Genomic DNA, 17,526 nt, shown 5'->3' on the forward strand with positions numbered 1-17,526 from the left:
CAGGGGCTACGACGCGTACCGCAGCAGGACGACGCCGTTGGTGAACGGGCGGGACTCGGTCAGGCGCAGGCGCAGCGAGGTGCCGGGGTGGAACAGCGGGTTGCCGGCGCCGATCACGGCCGGGTGCACGTAGATGCGGTACTCGTCGACGAGGCCATGCCGCTGGAACGTGGTCAGCAGGTCAGGTCCGCCGACGAAGAGGTCGCCGGACGCGGCCGCCCTGAGCGCCTCGACCTCGGCGGGCACCACCTCCCGCACGATCGTGGTGTTCCACGACGCGGACTGCAGGGTGCGGGAGTAGACGACCTTCGGCAGGTCGCGCCAGATGCGGGCGTAGTCGGCGACGAACTTCGGCGCGTCGGGGTCCTCGTCGGCCGTCGGCCAGAAGCCGGCCATCAGCGAGTACGTGCGCCGGCCGTTGAGCATGCCGCCGGCGGCGGCGATCTCCTCGTTGAAGTGGATGTGCAGCTCGTCGGAGATGTCCTGCCAGGCAAGACTGTGCTCGGTCGTCTCGAAGTAGCCGTCCAGCGACATCGACATCATGAAGATAATCTTGTTCACGAGGGTTCGTCCTTCCGGATGCAGGGACACTCCAATACTGACGACGGCGACACCCGCAACTCATCGGAAGGACGCAAAAACATGGCTTTGGTCGAGGCGAACATCTCGATGTCGGTGGACGGTTACGTCACCGGGCCGGACCTGGAGCAGCACCCGGGGCTCGGCGCGGGCGGCGACGCGCTGCACGCATGGGTCTGGACTGACGACGGCAGGCGCCTGCTCAAGGACACGTTCGGCGCGTCAGGTGCCGTGGTGACGAGCCGGCAGGTGTACGACATGACCGACGGCTGGGCGAGCGAGAACGGCCTCTACGGCATGCCGGTCTTCGTCGTCACCCACCGCCCGCAGGAGCCGGTGACCAGAGGCGAGACGGAGTTCACGTTCGTCGAGGGGGTCGAGGCGGCGATCCGCGCGGCGGCCACCGTCGCCCAGGAGCGGATGGTGCACATCATGGGCGGCGCGAGCATCATCCAGCAGGCGCTGCGAGCCGGCCTGGTCGACCGGCTCGCCATCCACGTTGCCCCCGTGCTGCTCGGCAGCGGCACGCCGCTGTTCGCACAGATCGCCGAGGCGTGCCCGGTGACGCTCATCCCGCTGGAGCAGCACCACACCGCCGTGGCCACCCATCTGACCTATCGCGTGGAGAAGCTCAACCAACCGGCACGTTGAGCAGATCGAGCAGCGACCGGCGGGAAGCGCCGAACCCCGGCGTGTCCACCGCCCGCGGGCGGGGCAGCGGCACCGGCCGGTCCTCGGCGATCCGGCCGCCGTCCAGGACCAGGACCCGGTCGGCGAGCAGCAGCGCCTCGTCCACGTCGTGCGTCACGAACAGCGCGGCGAAGCCATGCGTCGCCCGCAGGCGGCCGAAGAGGGTCTGCATCCGCAGGCGGGTGAGGGCGTCGAGCGCACCGAACGGCTCGTCGAGCAGGAGGAGGTCGGGTTCCCGTACGAGCGCCCGGGCGAACGCCACCCGCTGCGCCTGCCCGCCGGACAGCTCCGCGGGCCAGGCGTCGCGACGATCGGCGAGGCCGACCTCCTCAAGGGCGGCATCGACCCGCTCCCTGAGGGAGGGGCCGCGCACGCCGAGGGCGACGTTGGCCGCGACCCGCTTCCACGGCAGCAGCCGGTGCTCCTGAAACACGACGGCGGTGGCGCCGGTGGTGGACACGTCGCCGGTCGCCTCGCCGTCCAGGCCCGCGAGGATGCGCAGCAGCGTGCTCTTGCCGGAGCCGCTGCCGCCCAGCAGCGCGACGACCTCGCCGGCGGCGATGTTGATGTCGACCCCGTCGAGGACGACGGTGTCGCCGAAGGCCCGCCGGACCCCGGTCGCGGTCACCGGGCCCGCAGTCCGTGCCGCCATGCCAGCAACCTCCTCTCACCGAGGCGCAGCAGCAGGTCGGAGACCAGGCCGAGCAGCGCGTACGCGACGAGACCCAGCACGACGACGTCGGTCTGGCTGAACTCGCGGGCCTCCATCATCATGAACCCGAGCCCGCCCTGCCCGTTGACCTGCTCGCCGACGACGAGGCTGAGCCAGCCCGCGGCGAAGGCGAGCCGCACCCCGAGGAACAGCGACGGCAGCGCGCCGGGCACCACGACGTGCCAGACGCGCTCGAGGCTCGAGAGTCCGCAGGTGCGAGCGGCCTCCACGAGGCGTTCGTCGATGTTGCGGATGCCGGAGTACGTGTTGAGGTAGATGGGGAAGAACGCGCCGAGCGCCACGAGCGTCACCTTCAGGGACTCGCCGATGCCGACCCAGATGATGAGCAGCGGCACCAGCCCCAGGTGCGGCAGCATGCGGGCCATCTGCACGGTCGGGTCGACGAGGTCGTCGCCGAGCCGGACAAGCCCGGCCAGCGTGCCCAGCGCCAGGCCGAGCAGGCCGCCGACGAGCAGCCCGAGGACGGCCCGCTGGACGGAGTCGAGCAGGTAGTCGCCGAGGGTGCCTTCGAGCGCGAGCCGCCAGCCGGTCTCCAGCACCGCGCTCGGGGCGGGCAGCTTGTCGGGGTCCAGCAGCCCGCCGCGGACCCCGCCCTCCCACCCGGCAAGCAGGGCCAGCGGGGTCACCGCTCGCAGCCAGCGCCGGGCCGCGGGTCGGCGCCGAGGCGGCGCCTTGACCGCGGCCGGACGTTCGACGAGTGTCGTCATCGGATTCCTTCCGTGGATACTCCGGCCTTCAGGCCGGGGAGGAAACGGAACTCCGGCGGAGCAGGGCAGGGAAATGGACATCGTGTGGTCCCGGCCGCTGCCCGAGGGGGCTTCGCCGTCCACGGTGACCGTGTCCCAGGACACCGCTGGCCGCTGGTTCGTGTCCCTGCTCTGCGACGATGTGATCCCCGACGTTGCGGCCACGGGTGCGGTCGGTGTCGACGCAGGGCTCAACAGCCTGCTCTGCCTGTCCACCGGGGAGAAGGTCACCAACCCCAAGCATGAGCGCCGGGACCGGGCCGCGCTCGCCCGAGCCCAACGCAACCTCGCCCGCAAGGAGAAGGGCTCCGCGAACCGGGCCAAGGCACGGCTGAAGGTCGCCCGCGTCCACGCCCGGATCACCGACCGCAGGCGTGACCACCTGCACAAACTGACCACTCGACTCGTTCGTGAAAACCAAACGATCGTGATCGAGGACCTGACGGTGCGCAACATGCTCCGAAACCACCGCCTCGCCCGCGCCATCGGCGACGCGGCCTGGCGGCAGTTCCGCACCATGCTCGAATACAAGGCCGGATGGCACGGCCGCACCCTGGTCGCCGTGGACCGCTGGTTCCCGTCGTCCAAACTGTGCTCGACCTGTGGTGCGCTCGCTGAGCGGATGCCGCTGCACGTGCGGTCGTGGACCTGCCGGTGCGGCACCGTCCACGACCGCGACGTCAACGCGGCCCGCAACACCCTCGCGGAGGGGCTCTCCGTGATCGCCTGTGGAGGCGGTGTAAGACCTCAACGAGAGTCCTCTCGGACGGGGCAGTCGCCGGTGAAGCAGGAACCCCCTGGGGTGACCCAGGGAATCCCCGCCCTTTAGGGCGGGGAGGACTGTCAACGCAGGATGTCCGAGAACTGCTCGTCGATGCGGCCCTTGATGTCGACCTTGCCGGGGATGAGCTGCAGCTCGGTGAACCCGTCGGCGATCTCCTGCAGCTCGGCGCCGATGGCCGCGTCGATCGCGGCGAGCGGCTGGGCGCTGCGGTCCAGAGCGCGGCGGGCGACGTCCTCGGGGATGTTCAGCTCGGGCGCGAGGATCTTGACCCGCTCGTCGGGGTTGCCGATGCCCCAGTCGGTGACCTCGCGGTAGGTCTTGAGGAACTCGCGGATCTTCCCGGGCTTCGACTTCAGCGCCTGCGGCGACACGAGGATGTACTCGCGGTTGTTGGCCAGGCCGGTCGCGTCGGCGAGCACCTTCACGCCCGGCGTTTCGGCGAGGGAGAAGTACGGGTCCCAGATGATCCACGCGTCGACCTGGTCGTTGTCGAACGCGGGCCGGGCGTCGGCGGGCTTGAGGTAGTGCACGTCGATGTCCTTGATGGTCATGCCGTTGGCCTCGAGGAGGCGCACGAGCAGCCAGTTGACGTTGGACCCCTTGTTGAGCGCGACCTTCTTGCCCTTGAGGTCCTTGAAGGAGGTGTACCCCTTCGCGGCCTTGACGAGGACGGCTTCGCCCTTCGGCACCGGCTTCGACGTACCGATGATCCTGAAGTCGATCTTGCCGGCCGCCGCGAAGATCGGCGGCGCCTCACCCACCTGGCCGATGTCGATCGCGCCGGCCTTGATGCCCTCGGTGAGCGCCGGCCCGCTCTCGAACAGCGACCAGGTCGTCCCGGCGGCCTCCGCCTTGCGCGCCTTGACCAGGCTGAGCCCGCCGAAGCGCTGGTACCCGACGCGCAACGGCTCCTCAGCCGCACCCGGCTGCGCGGCGGCCGGCCCCTTGTCCGCGGCACACCCGGTCAGGGTGGTGCCGAGCAGGACCATGACACCGGCCAGAACGACCGAGAGCCGACGCATCGATGACACTCCTCATTGACAGACGTGTACAGCAACATTCGAGCGGCACTATACCCACAACACCTACCGGTTGACTAGGGATTGATTGCCGGCGGCGCTGAGGTGCCGCAGACTGCGACCGTGACCTCGCTGACCTCACCCGCCGTCACCCAGCCCTGGCGCGCGGGCACCGTCCCGCTCGCCGTGATGACGGCGCTGGTGCTGGCCTGGCTCACCGCCGCCCTCATCTGGGGCGACGGCTGGAGCACCACGATGCGGGCCGGGGCATTGATGCTGCCGCCGCTGTTCTTCACCACCTCCACGCTCGGCTACCTCACGTGGAGTCTCGCGCGCTCCCGCCCGGTGGCCTTCGAGGTCCGCGACGGGGCCTTCGCCGTCCCGCCGGCCGACCGGCTGTCGGCGGCGTTCGCGACGTCCGTGCTCGCCGGCACCACCGTCTGCGCCGGGATGCTGCTGTTCCACCGATCGCAGGACACGCTCGGCGGGCTCGTTGCCGTCTGGTACATCAGCCTCGCGCTCACGGCGGCGACCTTCGTGCTGCGGCTCCTCATTCGCGCCCGCGGCACCGGCCGGATGCTGCTGCGCTCCGAAGGACTGCTGATCACGTACGCCTACGGCAGCCGCGAGATCCCGTGGGAAGCGGTGTCGGGTGGCCCGTCACGGACCGGGCTCACGGAGCCGAGGCTGCGCATCAGCCGGCCGGACCTGGTGCGCGCCACCGGCCTCGCCCGCCGCGGCGCGGTGAAGGCGTTCCTGCCCGTGTCCGACGCCTGGGTCCGGCGCGAGTTCCTGACCGACGCGATCAACTACTACCTGGCCGTCCCCGCCGCCCGGGTCAGCATCGGCACCGCCGACGGGTACGAGCACCTGCACCGCGTCCTGCGCGCCTGACGAACGCTTGTCGATGCTCGCACGATTGCCGCACACTGCGACCGTGACCTCGCTGACCGCACCCGCCGTCGGCCGCCCCCGGCGCGCGGGCACCGCCGTCCTGGTGGCGGCGGTGACGCTGGTGCTGGCCTGGCTCACCGCCGTTCTCCTCTGGCGCGGCGGCTGGAGCGAGCCGGCGCGGGACGACGCTCTGCTGCTGCCGCCGCTGCTGTTCACCACCGTCACGTTCGCCTACCTCACGTCGTGTCGCCGGCACCGCGGCCCGGTGGCCTTCGAGGTCCGCGACGGCGCCTTCATCGCCCCGCCGGCCGACCGGCTGTCGGCGGCGGCCGCGGTCGCGGCGCTCGCCGGCAGCACCGTCGGCGCGGGCATGCTGCTGTACCACTGGGGGGAGAACATGCCCGGCAGCGCCATCGCCGGCTGGTGCGCCATCATCGCGCTCATGGTGGCGGCCTTCCTGCGACGGCTCTACATGCGCGCCCGCGGTGCCGGCCGGATACTCCTGCGCCCCGAAGGGCTGCTGATCACGTACGCCTACGGCACCCGCGAGGTCCCATGGGAAGCAGTGTCGGCGGGGCCGCCACGGACCGGGATCATGGCGCCGAAACTGCGCATCGGCCGGCCGGACCTCGTGCGCGCCACCGGCCTCGCCCGCCGCGGCGCGGTGAAGGCGTCCCTGCCCACGGCCGATGCCTGGGTCCTGCGCGAGTTCCTGGCCGACGCGATCAACCACTACCTGACCGATCCCGCCGCGCGGCAGAACATCGGCACCGCCGAGGGGTATGAGCACCTGCGCCGCGCCTTGTGCGGTTGACGACCGCTTGTCGATGCTTGCGCGATTGCCGCACACTGCGACCGTGACCTCACCGACGGCATCCGTCACCCCGCGCCCTCTCCGGTCAGCGGCGGTCGCCCTTGCGGTGCTGTCGGCGTCGGTACTGGTGTGGTACGCCGCCGCCCGGCGCTGGCACAACGCCTGGCACGACCACGGCGTGGCCGGCTTCGCCGGCTTCCTCCTACCAGCACTGGCGCTCATCATCGGCGCGCTGATCGTCGTATGGGTCCTGAAGGTGCGGCCGCGGCCGGCCGCGTTCGAGGTCACCAGGGGCGCCTTCGTCGCACCGGCGGCCACCCAGGTGGCGGCGGCGAGCGCGGCGTTGACGCTCACCGTGGCGGCCGGGTCGGCCACGTGGTCCCTGTGGCCGACCCCCGACGGCTGGCGGTCGTCCACCCCGGAGCCGATCCACCGTGTCATCCTCGCGTGCCTCGTGGCTGGCTTCCTGGTGCAGGTCGCCGCGCTGGCCCGGCAGTCCGGGCGGATCGAGCTGCGCCCCGCGGGCGTGCGCGTCAGGTTCTTCTTCGGCGTCCGCGACGCGTCCTGGGAGCAGCTGGTGGAGCGGCCTTACACCCAGTTGGCGGACGATGCGTGGGTCCGCCGCGAGTTCCTGGTCGACGCGATCAACCACTACCTGGCCGATCCCGACGCGCGGGAGACCATCGGCACCGCCGCGGGGCATGAGCACCTGCGCCGCGTCCTGTGCGGCTGACGAGCGCTTGTCGATGCTGGCGCGGTTGCCGCACACTGCGATCATGACCGCACCGAGCGCACCCGTCGCTCCGCGGTCCATCCGGGGTGCCATGGTCGCCGTCTGGATGGCAGCCGCGCTGGCGGCGGCCTGGATCGCGGCGGCCGTGCGCTGGCACGAGGCCCTCCTCCACGACATGGTGCTCGGCATCGGCGTCTTCTTCCTGCCGCCGACCGTGTTCGTCATCGCCATGCCGTTCATCGGGTGGCGGCTGCAGCCGCAACGGCGCCCGGCCGCGTTCGAGGTCGACGGCGGTGCCTTCGTGGCACCAGTGGCCACGAAGTGGCAGGCGGTCAACGCCACGACCACGCTCTCCCACGCGACCGGCCTGGTTTGCACATACGGGTGGCAGGAGCCCGGTAACTACATCGACCTCGTGGTCTCGCGGGTCGGCATTCCGCTCATGGCGGTCCTGTTCCTGGTGCGGGTCGCCCGGCTCGCCCGCCGCTCCGGGCGGATCGAACTGCGGCCCGAAGGACTGCGGGTCACCTCCCTCTTCAGGGTCCGTGAGCTGCCCTGGGAGACGGTCGAGGCGGCACGGTACGGCCAGCCGACGCACACGCCCAACGACACCTGGGTCCGGCCCGAGTTCCTGGCCGGTGCGGTCAACCACTACATCGGCAACCCGGCCGCCCGGCAGGCGACCGGGACCGCTGCAGGATACGAACAGCTCCGGGCGAGGTGAGCATGGACGACGCGGTCGCTGGGGTCATCCGGCGGATGGAGGACGGGCTCGCCCGGCTCGCACCCGCCGACGCGCGGCGGCACTTCCACGGGACCTACCTGCGCACCACCTATGCCGTCGCCGAGGAGATCGAGCGGGGCGGGTTCCTGGATGCGGCGTGGCTGAACCGGTGGGACGTCGCGTTCGCCGAGCTGTACCTGGACGCGCTCGACGCGGACCTCGCGGGCGAGGAGGTGTCGCGGCCGTGGCGGATCGCGTTCGACACGGCGCGGGAGCGGCCGGGGCTGCCGGCGCTGCGGCACGTGCTGCTCGGCATGAACGCGCACATCAACTACGACCTGCCGCAGTCGCTGATCGCGGTGATCGGGCCGGCCGAGTTCGACGACGGCGAGCTGCGGGCCGCCCGGGAACGCGACCACACGCACGTCGACAAGGTGCTGCTCGCTCGGGTCCGGGCGGAGGAGGTGGAAGGGCGCACCGCCGCCAGGCCGAGCCTGCTGGACCGGGTGCTGGCGCCGGCGAACCGGGCCGCGACCCGCCGGCTGCTCACCGAGGCGCGGGCCAAGGTGTGGCGCAACACCGCCGTGCTCGACGCCGCCAGGAGGCAGGGGCGGGAGTCGTACGACACCCGCGTCCGCCAACTCGAGGACGCCTCGGCGGCGAAGCTGGCCACGCTCACCGCGCCGGGGCAGGTCCTGCTGCGCCTCGCCCGCACCGGATTCGGCGTCGTCATTCCAGGTGCTTAGGTGCGCCTCAGGGCAAACTCAGGGTCGGAGTGGCCGAAAGCCCTGACGCGGCGGGCGGCCCGGCGCACCACACTTGAGGGCATGACAGTCCGCCGCACCCTGCAGGCCGTCGGCGCCGCGCTCGCCGGTGCCGTCAGCGCTCCCAAGGCCGCCGCACCGCCCGCCGACCCGCGCGAGGTCCGTGACCTCCTCGCCGAGATCGGCCTGCTGCACCCGCGCTCCCCCGTGTCCGACGTGCCGCTCACGCTGTGCCGGTTCCAGGCCAGGGCCGGGCTCACCATCGACGGCGTCGCCGGTCCGCGGACCGTGCAGGCGCTGACCCGGGCCGCCCGCGAGACCCGCCACATGCGCTCCCTCGGCCTGGCCGCGTAAGCAAGCCGAAGCCGCAGCCAGACGAACCCGCAGCCAGACGAACCCGCAGCCGGACGGCGTCACAGCCAGCCGTTGCGGCGCAGCGCCCGGTAGAGCAGCAGCCCGCTGCCGAACATCAGCGCCAGGGCGAAGAAGTAGCCGTAGTGCCAGTGCAGCTCCGGCATGAAGACGAAGTTCATCCCGTAGATGCCGGCGATCGCGGTCTGCAGCGCGGCGAGCGCCGCCCACGACGCGATCTTGCGCATGTCGTCGTTCTGGTCGATGGTGACCTGGGCCAGGCGGGCCTGCAGGATCGAGTTGAGGATGTCGTCGTAGTTGACGATCTGCTCCACGACCCGGGTCTGGTGGTCGTTGACGTCGCGGAAGTACCGGCGGATCTCCTTGGCCAGGGCGAACGTCTGCTTGTCCAGCAGCGTCACCAGCGGTCGCTGCAGCGGGACCGCCGCCGTGCGGAACTCCATCAGCTCCCGTTTCAGCTGGTAGACGCGTTCGATGCTGATGCCGCTGTCCCGGCGGAACACGGCCATCTCCAGGGCCTGCACGTCGCTGTCGATGGCGGTGACGATGGCCAGGTAGGCGTCGACGATCCGGTCGAGGATCGCGTGCAGCACCGCCCACGGACCCGCGGCCAGCTGCGCCGGGTTGGCCTCCAGGTCGTGCCTGGCGGCGCGCAGCTCACCGGCCTCGCCGTGACGCACCGTGACCACGAACTGGCGGCCGAGGAACACCCTGACGGACCCCGTGTCGATCACCTCGCTGGTCTCGGTCAGCTCCTCGTGCGGCACGTACCGGGCGGTCCGGGCGACGAAGAACGTCACGTCCTCGTACCGCTCGACCTTCGGCCGCTGCGGCATCGGGTTCAGCGCGTCCTCGACGGCCAGGGGGTGCAGCCCGAACACCTTCTCGGCCTCGGCGAACTGGTCCGGATCCGGTTCGTGCAGACCGATCCAGACGAACGCGTCCGGTCGGTCGCAGGCCCGCTCGTACAGTTCGGCGAGCGGCAGCTCGTCAGGCTGCCGGACGCCGCCGACGTACAGCGCGCAGTCCACGACCGCCGGCCGAGTGTCCAGTTTCACCGCAGAAGCACCTTTCGTCCGGGCGTGACGGTTCGCGGGGGCTACTGGTTGCGTACCCACCCCGGTTCGTCCATGAACACCCGCCCGACCAATGACCGGCCGCTGCTCGGATCACCCGAAGCGACGTCCGGCTGTCCAGTCACCGGCCAGTCGGGTGGTCCCTCCACCTGGACAGAGGTTCACGGACCGTCACGGCGGACCGTATCGTCGGCAGCATGGCAGCTCTCACCTTCGCGGTGGACCGACTCGCTGCCGCGACGGTGCTGACGTGTCACGGCGCGCTGGTCGCGGCCAGCGCGATGCAGCTGGAGACCGCACTCTCCCAGCTGCTGCTGCGCCCCGAGCCCAGGATCGTGATCGACCTGGCGCAGGTCACCGCCATCGACTGCACCGGCGTGATGATGCTGCGCGTCACCGCGGGTATCGCCCTTGAGCAGGGCGGATCGCTGGTCCTGGCGGTGCCGGCGCCGGCGGTCGTCCACACGCTGCGTGAAGGCGGGACGCTGTCCACGATCCAGACGTACCGGACGCTGGAAAGCGCTCTCGCCGCCGACCCGCGCGGCCTGGTCACCGACGCGGACGCCGCCGCCCAGGCGACCGCCACCCCGTGGCCGATGAACTCGGACCGCCGCCGCAGCGCCTGACGCACCACGGCAGCGACAAAAACCGCGATCGAAAATGCGGCTCAGCCGGGCTCGCCGCGGTAGGTGCCGAACGACCAGCGGTTGCCCTCGGGGTCGCGGACGATGAAGTCGCGGGAGCCGTAGTCGGTGTCGGTGAGCTCCATGACGACCTCGGCGCCGGCGTCGACCGCGCGCTTGTAGAGGGCGTCGGGGTCGTCGGTGACCACGTAGGCGCCGAACGTGCCGGGCCGCAGCGGCCACCTGTCGCCGTCGGCGTCGCGGACGCTGCCGAGCATGATGCCGCCACCCGGCGGCCAGGCGAGCTGGGCGTGGTCGACCCGGTCGCCGTCGCCGTGCACCACGACCTCCCGGAAGCCGAAGGCGTCGACGAGGAACCGGATGAGGGCGCGGGCGTCGGTGGCGCGCAGGGTCGGCCACACCTGCGGTGCTGGTGTCGTTGTCATGCGGCCCAGTCTGCCGACCACGGCACGTCCGGGTCTTGGACGTTTCGGAACGGCGGCAGCCGCTCCTCGGCGAGCCACCGCGCCGGCGGCAGCCCGGCCAGGGCGCTGAACTCCCGGGTCAGGTGCGCCTGGTCGTAGTAGCCGCAGCCGGCCGCGACCGCGGCGAGGGAGTCCGCGCCCTCCTGCATGCGGCGGCGGGCGGCGTCGAAGCGGGCGACCCTGGCCGCCGCCTTCGGTGCCAGGCCGATCTCCTCGTTGAACCGTCTGCTGAGGTACCGCCCGCTCCACCCGACCTCCCGGGCCACCGCCGCGGCGGTGACGGTGCCGCCGCGCAGCAGCCGCCACGCGTGCACGACCTCCGGCGCGGGCAGCACCGGGTCGGTGAGTCTCATCGCCAGCATCTCGTCGACGATCCGGAACCGCTCGGCCCAGGTGCCCACCGCACGCACCCGGTCGCGCAGCAGGTCGATGAACGGGCCGAAGACGTCCGTGGCGGCGACGTCCAGGGACGCCAGCTCACCGGCGGGCAGGCCGAGCAGTGCGCGGGCGCCGAGCGGCGACAGCCCGATCTGGATGCCGGACTGCCGGCCGTCGTGCACGATCGTCGCCGGCGTCGTGTGCAGCCCGCCGAGCAGCGTGTCGTACACCCCCGGCGGCGTCTGCGCCGAGGGGTGCGCCGCGACCTGCAACGGGTCGTCGAGGGTGACGATGAGCGTCAGGGTCGGTGACGGCAGCCCCCGGTGCACGGCGGGCGCGGCCCCGGTCTCGCGATAGCCGCTGTACCAGGTCGCGAACGGTCGCACCCGCGGCCCGGCGGGGCGGCGCACGTACTCCGACAGCACCCCGTCACCGTAGCGCCTTCTCCAGCTCCGCCTTCGTCATCCGGGAACGGCCCTTGACGTTCTTGCGCCTGGCCTCCTCGTAGAGCTGGTCCCGGGTGCGGCCGGCGGGGCCGGTGGTCCGGGCGCGCAGCGCGCCGCGCTGTGCCGACGACATGTCCTGCGTCGACGTGCGGCTCGCCGTGCGCGACTCGCCGGCGCGGGCCCGCTCCTTGTTCACCACCCGGGCCGCGATCTCCTCGGCGACCTCCTCCGGCCGGCCCTGGGCCAGCTGCTGGCGCTTGACGTGTCCGTACTGCCGTTCCCGCTTGGCGCTCCACACCTGCTGCGGCATGACGGTCCCCCAATCACAGGAATTCGCGCTTGTACAGGTCGATGAGCTCGGCGTAGTGCGGTCCGACGTTCGCCACGTACACCTCGTCGAAGCCGGCGTCCTCGTACTGCTTGAGCCGCGCCGCCTGCTTCGCCGGGTCCGGCCCGCAGGCGATCGCCTCACGGGTCATGTCCGGCGTGACCAGTTGCGATGCCTGCTCGAAGTGCTTCGGCGACGGCAGCACCTGCGACAGCTCGCCGGGGACGCTCGCGTTGGCCCACAGTTCGTGCGCGATCCGCACCGCGGCGTCCTCGCTCGGCGCGTAGCAGGCCTTGAAGCCGCCCTGCACCGGCTTGTCACCGCCGCCGCCCTTGCGGAACGCCTCGACGTGCTCCGCGACGGGCGCCACGGACATGAACCCGTCCGCGATCCGTCCGGCGAGCTCCAGGGCCTTCGGCCCGAACGCCGACATGTACACCTTCGGCGGGGTCTCCGGGCGCGTGTACACCTGGGCCTGCTCGACGGTGTAGTGGGTGCCGCGGTGGCTGACGAACCCGCCCTCCCACAGCTCCCGCATCACGGCGACGGCCTCGTCGAGCATCTCCAGGCGCTCGGCCGCGCCCGGCCACGCGTCGCCGTGGATGTGCTCGTTGAGCGCCTCGCCGGTGCCGACGCCGAGGACGAACCGGCCCTCGTGCAGGACCGCGCTCGTCGCCGCGGCCTGCGCGACGACCGCCGGGTGGATGCGCATGATCGGGCAGGTGACCGCCGTCGTGACCGGGATCGTGACGACCTGGCTCAGGGCGCCGATCAACGACCAGACGAACGGGCTCTGCCCCTGCGCGTCGTTCCACGGATGGTAGTGGTCGGAGATCCACAGCCCGGTGAAGCCGGCGTCCTGGGCGAGCTTCGCCTGCTCGACCAGCTGCGCCGGGGTGTACTCCTCGCAGGACAGGAAGTAGCCGATTCGCATGCCCTCACCCATACCCAGCCCGCCACGATCGACGCACCGAGCGTCAGGACATGGCGTGCAGCCGGTCCACCAGGCGCTTGAGCTCCGCCAGGTGCTCCGGCGGGTACACCCGGCCGGCGGGGTCCACGACCCGCTGCACCGGCTGCAGCAGCCGCCACGCCTCGGCGACGTCGCCGAGCTGGGCCAGGGCCTGCGCGTCGAGCCAGTCGCAGTAGTCGCGGGCGACGCCGGCGCCGCGCAGCTGCGCGGTCAGCACCAGCACCGCCTCGTCCATGCCGGCGCCGAGCAGCAGCCGGGCGAGCGCGTCGGTGCCGAGGACCCACTGCCGGGTGCCGGGCGCCAGCTCCCGCAGCGTCTCGAACGCGTCGACGGCGTCCTGGGTGCGGCCCGCCCCGACGAGGCTGCGCCCCAGGTCCAGCAGGATGTCCGCGACCCGCACCGGGTCCCGGGCGCCGTCCGCGGAGCCGTCGGCGATCCCGTCCAGCATCGCCTGGGCCAGCTCGACATTGCGTTCGGCCTTGCTGCGCCGTTCGTCCGGGTCCGCGTACCCCTGATGCTCCAGGCGGATCGCATCGCGTGGCGCCGACGGCCACTCCGCGATCCCGATCCCCTGCACTGTGCCCGTCGCCTGCAGGTGGCCGGTGCCGACGCCGGTGCCGTGCCCGCGGTCGACGAACACGTCCGGCGCGGCGCCGCCCGCGATGCGGACCAGGTGCTCGTGCACCCGCCCCTGCCACCGCAGCTGCGCCGGGCGGAAGAGCCGGGCCGTGCGGAACGTGTAGGGCAGCTCGTCGTGGGCGTTGTCGATGTCGACCAGCAGCGCGTCGGCGGTCGTCGCGGCCAGGACCTCGCGGAGCTTGCCCGGCACGGCGACGGCCCGGTCGTCGGCGTCGATGCTGAGCACCCAGTCCGCCGGCGTCCACGGGGCGCCGCGGGCGGCGGCCGCCTCGGCGAGCGCGGTGTTGCGGGCGGCGGCGAAGTCGCCGGTCCAGGTGCCGTGGCTGACGACGGCGTCGAGCGCGGCCGCGATGGCCGGGGTGTCGTCCTTCGAGCCGGTGTCGTGCACGTGGATGAGGTCGACGACCCCACGCAGCGACGTCAGGCACCGGTCCAGCATGGCGGCCGAGTCACGCACGATCAGCACCGCGGCAAGGTTCACCTCCGCCCGATCGGCGGCCGTCCGGCCGACCTGAGCGTTTACCTGCGCGAGGCACCATAGATGGATGGCGATCGAAAGTGCCGACCCGGCGGACGATCTCGCGGTCCCCTACTGGTTGACGGCCACGGCCGAGGCGGCGTCGGCGTCGTTCGGCCGGATGGTGCGCCGGCTGCCGGGGCTGCTGCTGCAGGCGTGGCGCCTGGCGTGGCGGACCGACCGGCGCACCACCGCCGTCGTCGTGGTGGGCAACCTCGCCGCCGGGGTCGCCTCCGGCGTCGGCCTCGTCAACGTCGTCGGCGTCCTCGACGGGCTGCTGCGCGAGGGCCCCACCCCCGACCGGATCCGCGCCGCCGTGCCGTCGCTGCTGGTCATGGTCGCCGCCGGCGCCGCCCGCACGCTGCTGGCCGCGGCGGCGACCGCGGCACAGGGCAGGCTGTCGCCGCAGGTGTACGAGGCCGCCGAGCTGCGGCTGCTGGAGCTGACCACCCGGGTCGACCTGGCGACGTTCGACGACGCGGACTGGCGCGACCGGATGCAGCGGGCCCGCGACCGCGGCATCGACGCCGCGCAACGGGTCGTCGACCACGCCATCGAGCTCGGCACCAACGTCGTGTCGCTCGCCGCGGCCGCCGGGGTCCTCGCCGTGCTCCACCCGATCCTGCTGCCGCTGCTGGTGCTCGCCGTCGTGCCGAACTTCTGGGCCGCCGTGCGCTCCGCCCGCCTCGGGTACCGCCAGCAGCTGCGCCTCATCGCCGTGTGGCGGCGCAAGTGGATGCTGTCGGAGCTGCTCGCCGAGCGGGACCAGGCCGGCGAGCTGCGCGCGTTCACCCTGCAGCGGTACCTGCTGGCCGAGGTCCGGCGCCTCCTCGACGCGGTGACCCGCGAACAGATCAAGGTGTCGTCCGCGCAGGTCCGCACCAACCTCATCGGTCACGCGCTCGGCGCGCTCGCGACCGGCGCCGCGTACGCCGCCCTCCTCGGGCTGCTGCTGACCGGCCGGATGGACATCGCCGTCGGCGGCGCCGCGGCGTACGCGATCAGCACCGGCATCAACGCGCTCACCCAGGTCGCGTTCGCGGTGAACCACCTCTACGAGCAGGGCCTCTACTTCGGCGACTACGAGTCCTTCCGCGCGCTCGCCACCGCCCGCTCCGAGCCCCTCGACCTGCCGCCCGCGCCGGCCGGCTTCGAGACGCTGACCCTGGACGGCGTCACCTTCACCTACCCCGGCGCGCAGCGGCCCGCGGTGTCCGGCGTGAGCCTGACCATCCGCCGCGGGCAGACGATCGCGCTCGTCGGCGAGAACGGGTCCGGCAAGTCCACCCTCGCGAAGCTGCTCGCCGCGCTGTACCGGCCGGACAGCGGCGTCATCGCGTGGGACGGCGCCGACCTGGCCGGGCGCGACCCCGACAGCGTCCGGGAGCACGTCGCGGTCGTCATGCAGGACCCGACCAACTGGCCGCTGTCCGCGGCGGAGAACATCACGGCCGGCCGGCACGACCGGGTCACGACCCAGGCCGAGATCGAGGCCGCCGCCGGCCGCGGCGACGCCCACGACTTCATCGTGGAGCTGCCCCGCCAGTACCAGACGCTGCTGTCCAGGCACTTCAACGACGGTGCGGAGCTGTCCGGCGGCCAGTGGCAGCGCCTCGCGATCGCCCGCGCGTTCTTCCGCGACGCGCCGCTGCTGATCTGCGACGAGCCGACCGCGAACCTCGACGCCCGCGCCGAGCACGCCGTCTACGGCCGGCTGCGGGAGCTCGCCGCCGGGCGGACCGTGGTGCTGATCACGCACCGCATGGCGAGCGTCCGGGAGGTCGACCGGATCTTCGTCCTCGACCACGGCACCCTGGTCGAGGAGGGCACGCACGACGAGCTGACCGCCACCGGCGGCCTCTACGCCCAGCTGTACGCGCTCCAGGCGACCGCGTATCAGGGGAATGAAACGTCTGTCCAAACGCTTGACCACAGGATGTGACCGTGAACCCCGCCCGAGCTGCCGCTCATGAACTCAGACTTGTGCTCGTCCTCGGCTCGCTCATCGCGATCGGCCCGCTGACCATCGACATGTACCTGCCGGCGCTGCCGAGCATCACCGGCGACCTGCACACCACCTCGACGGCGGTGCAGCTCACCCTCACCGGCACCCTCGCGGGCCTGGCGCTCGGCCAGCTCGCCATCGGCCCCTGGTCCGACGCGGCCGGCCGCCGGCTGCCGCTGCTCGCCGGCCTCGTCCTGCACGTGCTCGCGTCGGTCGCCTGCGTGTTCGCCCCCAACGTCGGCGTCCTCGGCGGCCTGCGGGTGCTGCAGGGCCTCGGCGTCGCCGCGTCGTCGGTCGTCGCGATGGCGATCGTGCGCGACCTGTTCAGCGGCGCCGCGTTCGCCCGCCTGTTCTCCCGCCTGATGCTGGTCATGGGCGCCGCCCCGATCCTCGCGCCCACCCTCGGCAGCGCCGTGCTGCGCTGGACCGAGTGGCGCGGGGTCTTCGTGGTGCTCGCCGTGTTCGGGGTCCTGCTCAGCACCCTGGCGGCGCTCGCCCTGCCCGAGACCCTCCCGCCGGCCCGCCGCCGCTCCGGCCGCGTCACCGGCGTCCTGCGCGTCTACGGCTCCCTGCTGCGCGACCGGATCTTCGTCGGCCTGGTGCTCGTGGCGGGGTTCGCGATGGCGGCGCTCTTCGCCTACGTCGGCGGCTCCTCGTTCGTCCTGCAGCAGGTGTACGGACTGAGCGAAGCGCAGTTCGGGCTGGCCTTCGGCGCCGGCGCCGTCGGACTGATCGGCGGCACGCAGTACAACGTGCGGCTGTTGCGCCGGTACTCGCCGCAGCGCATCCTCGTGTCGGCCCTGGCGGGTGGCACGCTCGCCGGAGCGGTCATGGTCCTCCTGGCCGCCACCGGCCTCGGCGGGCTGCCCGCCCTGCTGGCGGCGCTGTGGGCGGTCCTCACCGCGGCGGGCCTGGCCCTGCCCAACGCCCCGGCGCTCGCCATGTCCCGCCACGGCGAGGCGGCGGGGACGGCGGCGGCGCTGCTCGGGGCGGTCCAGTTCGGGGTCGGCGCGGTCGCGGCCCCGCTGGTCGGCGTGCTCGGCACCGGCGCGACGGCGATGGCGGTGGTGATCGCCGGCGGCATGCTCACCGCGACCGTGACCCTGTTGCTGGTCGTCCGCCCCGGCTCCCTGCCGGTGACCACGGACGACGCCGCGGAGCCGGCCCTTGCCGCCGCCCACTGATCAAGCCGTTGATCGAATGA

The 17,526-nt window shown here is 72.4% G+C and carries 21 protein-coding genes; 11 read left to right on the forward strand and 10 right to left on the reverse strand.

The annotated features are described in order from the left end of the window. Positions 1-6 precede the first annotated feature (6 nt). Entirely contained in the window at positions 7-561 is a 555-nt protein-coding gene (locus ACQEVZ_RS11190; protein WP_354905115.1) for a dihydrofolate reductase family protein, read from the reverse strand. A gap of 81 nt (positions 562-642) precedes the next feature. Between ACQEVZ_RS11190 and ACQEVZ_RS11195 the strand changes: the two genes are divergently transcribed. Further along, positions 643-1,230, forward strand: coding sequence for a dihydrofolate reductase family protein (locus tag ACQEVZ_RS11195; RefSeq protein ID WP_344515268.1), 588 nt, complete (start codon positions 643-645; stop codon positions 1,228-1,230). Here the strand turns inward: ACQEVZ_RS11195 and ACQEVZ_RS11200 are convergent. Together ACQEVZ_RS11200 and ACQEVZ_RS11205 are read right to left on the reverse strand one after the other, a co-directional pair. Further along, positions 1,211-1,921: an ABC transporter ATP-binding protein gene (locus tag ACQEVZ_RS11200; protein WP_433364971.1), complete on the reverse strand. Its 711-nt coding sequence runs from the start codon at positions 1,919-1,921 to the stop codon at positions 1,211-1,213. The two genes, ACQEVZ_RS11195 and ACQEVZ_RS11200, sit on opposite strands and share 20 nt — an antisense overlap. Further along, the gene (locus ACQEVZ_RS11205) at positions 1,894-2,709 is read right to left on the reverse strand and encodes an ABC transporter permease (RefSeq protein WP_344515265.1); all 816 of its coding nucleotides are present in this window, start codon (positions 2,707-2,709) and stop codon (positions 1,894-1,896) included. The genes ACQEVZ_RS11200 and ACQEVZ_RS11205 overlap by 28 nt, the downstream gene beginning before the upstream one ends. Before the next feature lie 73 nt (positions 2,710-2,782). On the opposite strand from ACQEVZ_RS11205, the gene ACQEVZ_RS11210 reads away from it, so the two are divergent. Next, entirely contained in the window at positions 2,783-3,577 is a 795-nt protein-coding gene (locus tag ACQEVZ_RS11210; protein ID WP_433364975.1) for an RNA-guided endonuclease InsQ/TnpB family protein, read from the forward strand. 14 nt (positions 3,578-3,591) lie between these two features. On the opposite strand, the gene ACQEVZ_RS11215 is transcribed toward ACQEVZ_RS11210, so the two are convergent. Next, entirely contained in the window at positions 3,592-4,554 is a 963-nt protein-coding gene (locus tag ACQEVZ_RS11215) for an aliphatic sulfonate ABC transporter substrate-binding protein (protein ID WP_433364978.1), read from the reverse strand. Between the two features lie 120 nt (positions 4,555-4,674). Between ACQEVZ_RS11215 and ACQEVZ_RS11220 the strand changes: the two genes are divergently transcribed. The 6 genes from ACQEVZ_RS11220 to ACQEVZ_RS11245 all read left to right on the forward strand — a co-directional run bounded on the left by ACQEVZ_RS11220 (position 4,675) and on the right by ACQEVZ_RS11245 (position 8,834). Continuing rightward, on the forward strand, positions 4,675-5,445 hold the full coding sequence (locus tag ACQEVZ_RS11220; protein ID WP_433364981.1) for a hypothetical protein: 771 nt from the start codon (positions 4,675-4,677) through the stop codon (positions 5,443-5,445). A 43-nt stretch (positions 5,446-5,488) separates the two neighbouring features. Continuing rightward, the gene (locus tag ACQEVZ_RS11225) at positions 5,489-6,259 is read left to right on the forward strand and encodes a hypothetical protein (protein WP_433364984.1); all 771 of its coding nucleotides are present in this window, start codon (positions 5,489-5,491) and stop codon (positions 6,257-6,259) included. A 43-nt stretch (positions 6,260-6,302) separates the two neighbouring features. Then, positions 6,303-6,992 (forward strand): hypothetical protein, encoded by a 690-nt coding sequence (locus ACQEVZ_RS11230; RefSeq protein WP_433364987.1) that lies wholly within the window; start codon positions 6,303-6,305, stop codon positions 6,990-6,992. 43 nt (positions 6,993-7,035) lie between these two features. Then, positions 7,036-7,716, forward strand: a complete 681-nt coding sequence (locus ACQEVZ_RS11235; protein ID WP_433364990.1) for a hypothetical protein — start codon at positions 7,036-7,038, stop codon at positions 7,714-7,716. Positions 7,717-7,718: 2 nt separating this feature from the next. Further along, positions 7,719-8,462, forward strand: a complete 744-nt coding sequence (locus ACQEVZ_RS11240; protein ID WP_433364993.1) for a DUF5995 family protein — start codon at positions 7,719-7,721, stop codon at positions 8,460-8,462. Positions 8,463-8,543: 81 nt separating this feature from the next. Beyond that, on the forward strand, positions 8,544-8,834 hold the full coding sequence (locus ACQEVZ_RS11245; RefSeq protein WP_433364996.1) for a peptidoglycan-binding protein: 291 nt from the start codon (positions 8,544-8,546) through the stop codon (positions 8,832-8,834). A gap of 59 nt (positions 8,835-8,893) precedes the next feature. On the opposite strand, the gene corA is transcribed toward ACQEVZ_RS11245, so the two are convergent. Continuing rightward, complete coding sequence (corA, locus tag ACQEVZ_RS11250) at positions 8,894-9,910, reverse strand: magnesium/cobalt transporter CorA (RefSeq protein ID WP_344504429.1); 1,017 nt, start codon at positions 9,908-9,910, stop codon at positions 8,894-8,896. Between the two features lie 215 nt (positions 9,911-10,125). Here corA and ACQEVZ_RS11255 point away from each other — a divergent pair, with 215 nt between their 5' ends. Next, on the forward strand, positions 10,126-10,554 hold the full coding sequence (locus tag ACQEVZ_RS11255) for an STAS domain-containing protein (RefSeq protein WP_433365000.1): 429 nt from the start codon (positions 10,126-10,128) through the stop codon (positions 10,552-10,554). Between the two features lie 41 nt (positions 10,555-10,595). On the opposite strand, the gene ACQEVZ_RS11260 is transcribed toward ACQEVZ_RS11255, so the two are convergent. From ACQEVZ_RS11260 to ACQEVZ_RS11280, 5 genes are read right to left on the reverse strand one after another with little or no spacing between them, the layout of a single operon-like run. Then, on the reverse strand, positions 10,596-10,997 hold the full coding sequence (locus ACQEVZ_RS11260; RefSeq protein WP_433365003.1) for a VOC family protein: 402 nt from the start codon (positions 10,995-10,997) through the stop codon (positions 10,596-10,598). Further along, complete coding sequence (locus ACQEVZ_RS11265) at positions 10,994-11,839, reverse strand: helix-turn-helix domain-containing protein (protein WP_433365006.1); 846 nt, start codon at positions 11,837-11,839, stop codon at positions 10,994-10,996. Before ACQEVZ_RS11265 ends, ACQEVZ_RS11260 begins: the two co-directional genes overlap by 4 nt. Positions 11,840-11,843: 4 nt before the next feature. Then, on the reverse strand, positions 11,844-12,170 hold the full coding sequence (locus ACQEVZ_RS11270; RefSeq protein ID WP_433365009.1) for a plasmid stabilization protein: 327 nt from the start codon (positions 12,168-12,170) through the stop codon (positions 11,844-11,846). 13 nt (positions 12,171-12,183) lie between these two features. Further along, positions 12,184-13,122, reverse strand: a complete 939-nt coding sequence (locus tag ACQEVZ_RS11275; protein ID WP_433365012.1) for a TIGR03557 family F420-dependent LLM class oxidoreductase — start codon at positions 13,120-13,122, stop codon at positions 12,184-12,186. Between the two features lie 43 nt (positions 13,123-13,165). Continuing rightward, a complete protein-coding gene (locus ACQEVZ_RS11280; RefSeq protein WP_344504423.1) occupies positions 13,166-14,266 on the reverse strand; it encodes a glycosyltransferase in 1,101 nt (366 codons plus the stop codon). A gap of 79 nt (positions 14,267-14,345) precedes the next feature. Between ACQEVZ_RS11280 and ACQEVZ_RS11285 the strand changes: the two genes are divergently transcribed. Both ACQEVZ_RS11285 and ACQEVZ_RS11290 read left to right on the forward strand, forming a co-directional pair. After that, positions 14,346-16,259, forward strand: coding sequence for an ABC transporter ATP-binding protein (locus tag ACQEVZ_RS11285; protein ID WP_433365017.1), 1,914 nt, complete (start codon positions 14,346-14,348; stop codon positions 16,257-16,259). Positions 16,260-16,261: 2 nt separating this feature from the next. Further along, positions 16,262-17,506 carry a multidrug effflux MFS transporter gene (locus ACQEVZ_RS11290; protein ID WP_433365020.1) on the forward strand — a complete coding sequence of 415 codons (1,245 nt, stop codon included), beginning with the start codon at positions 16,262-16,264 and terminating at the stop codon, positions 17,504-17,506. The last annotated feature ends 20 nt before the right edge of the window (positions 17,507-17,526 follow it).

The organism is Dactylosporangium sp. CA-152071, from assembly GCF_050936335.1.
GTDB lineage: Bacteria > Actinomycetota > Actinomycetes > Mycobacteriales > Micromonosporaceae > Dactylosporangium > Dactylosporangium maewongense.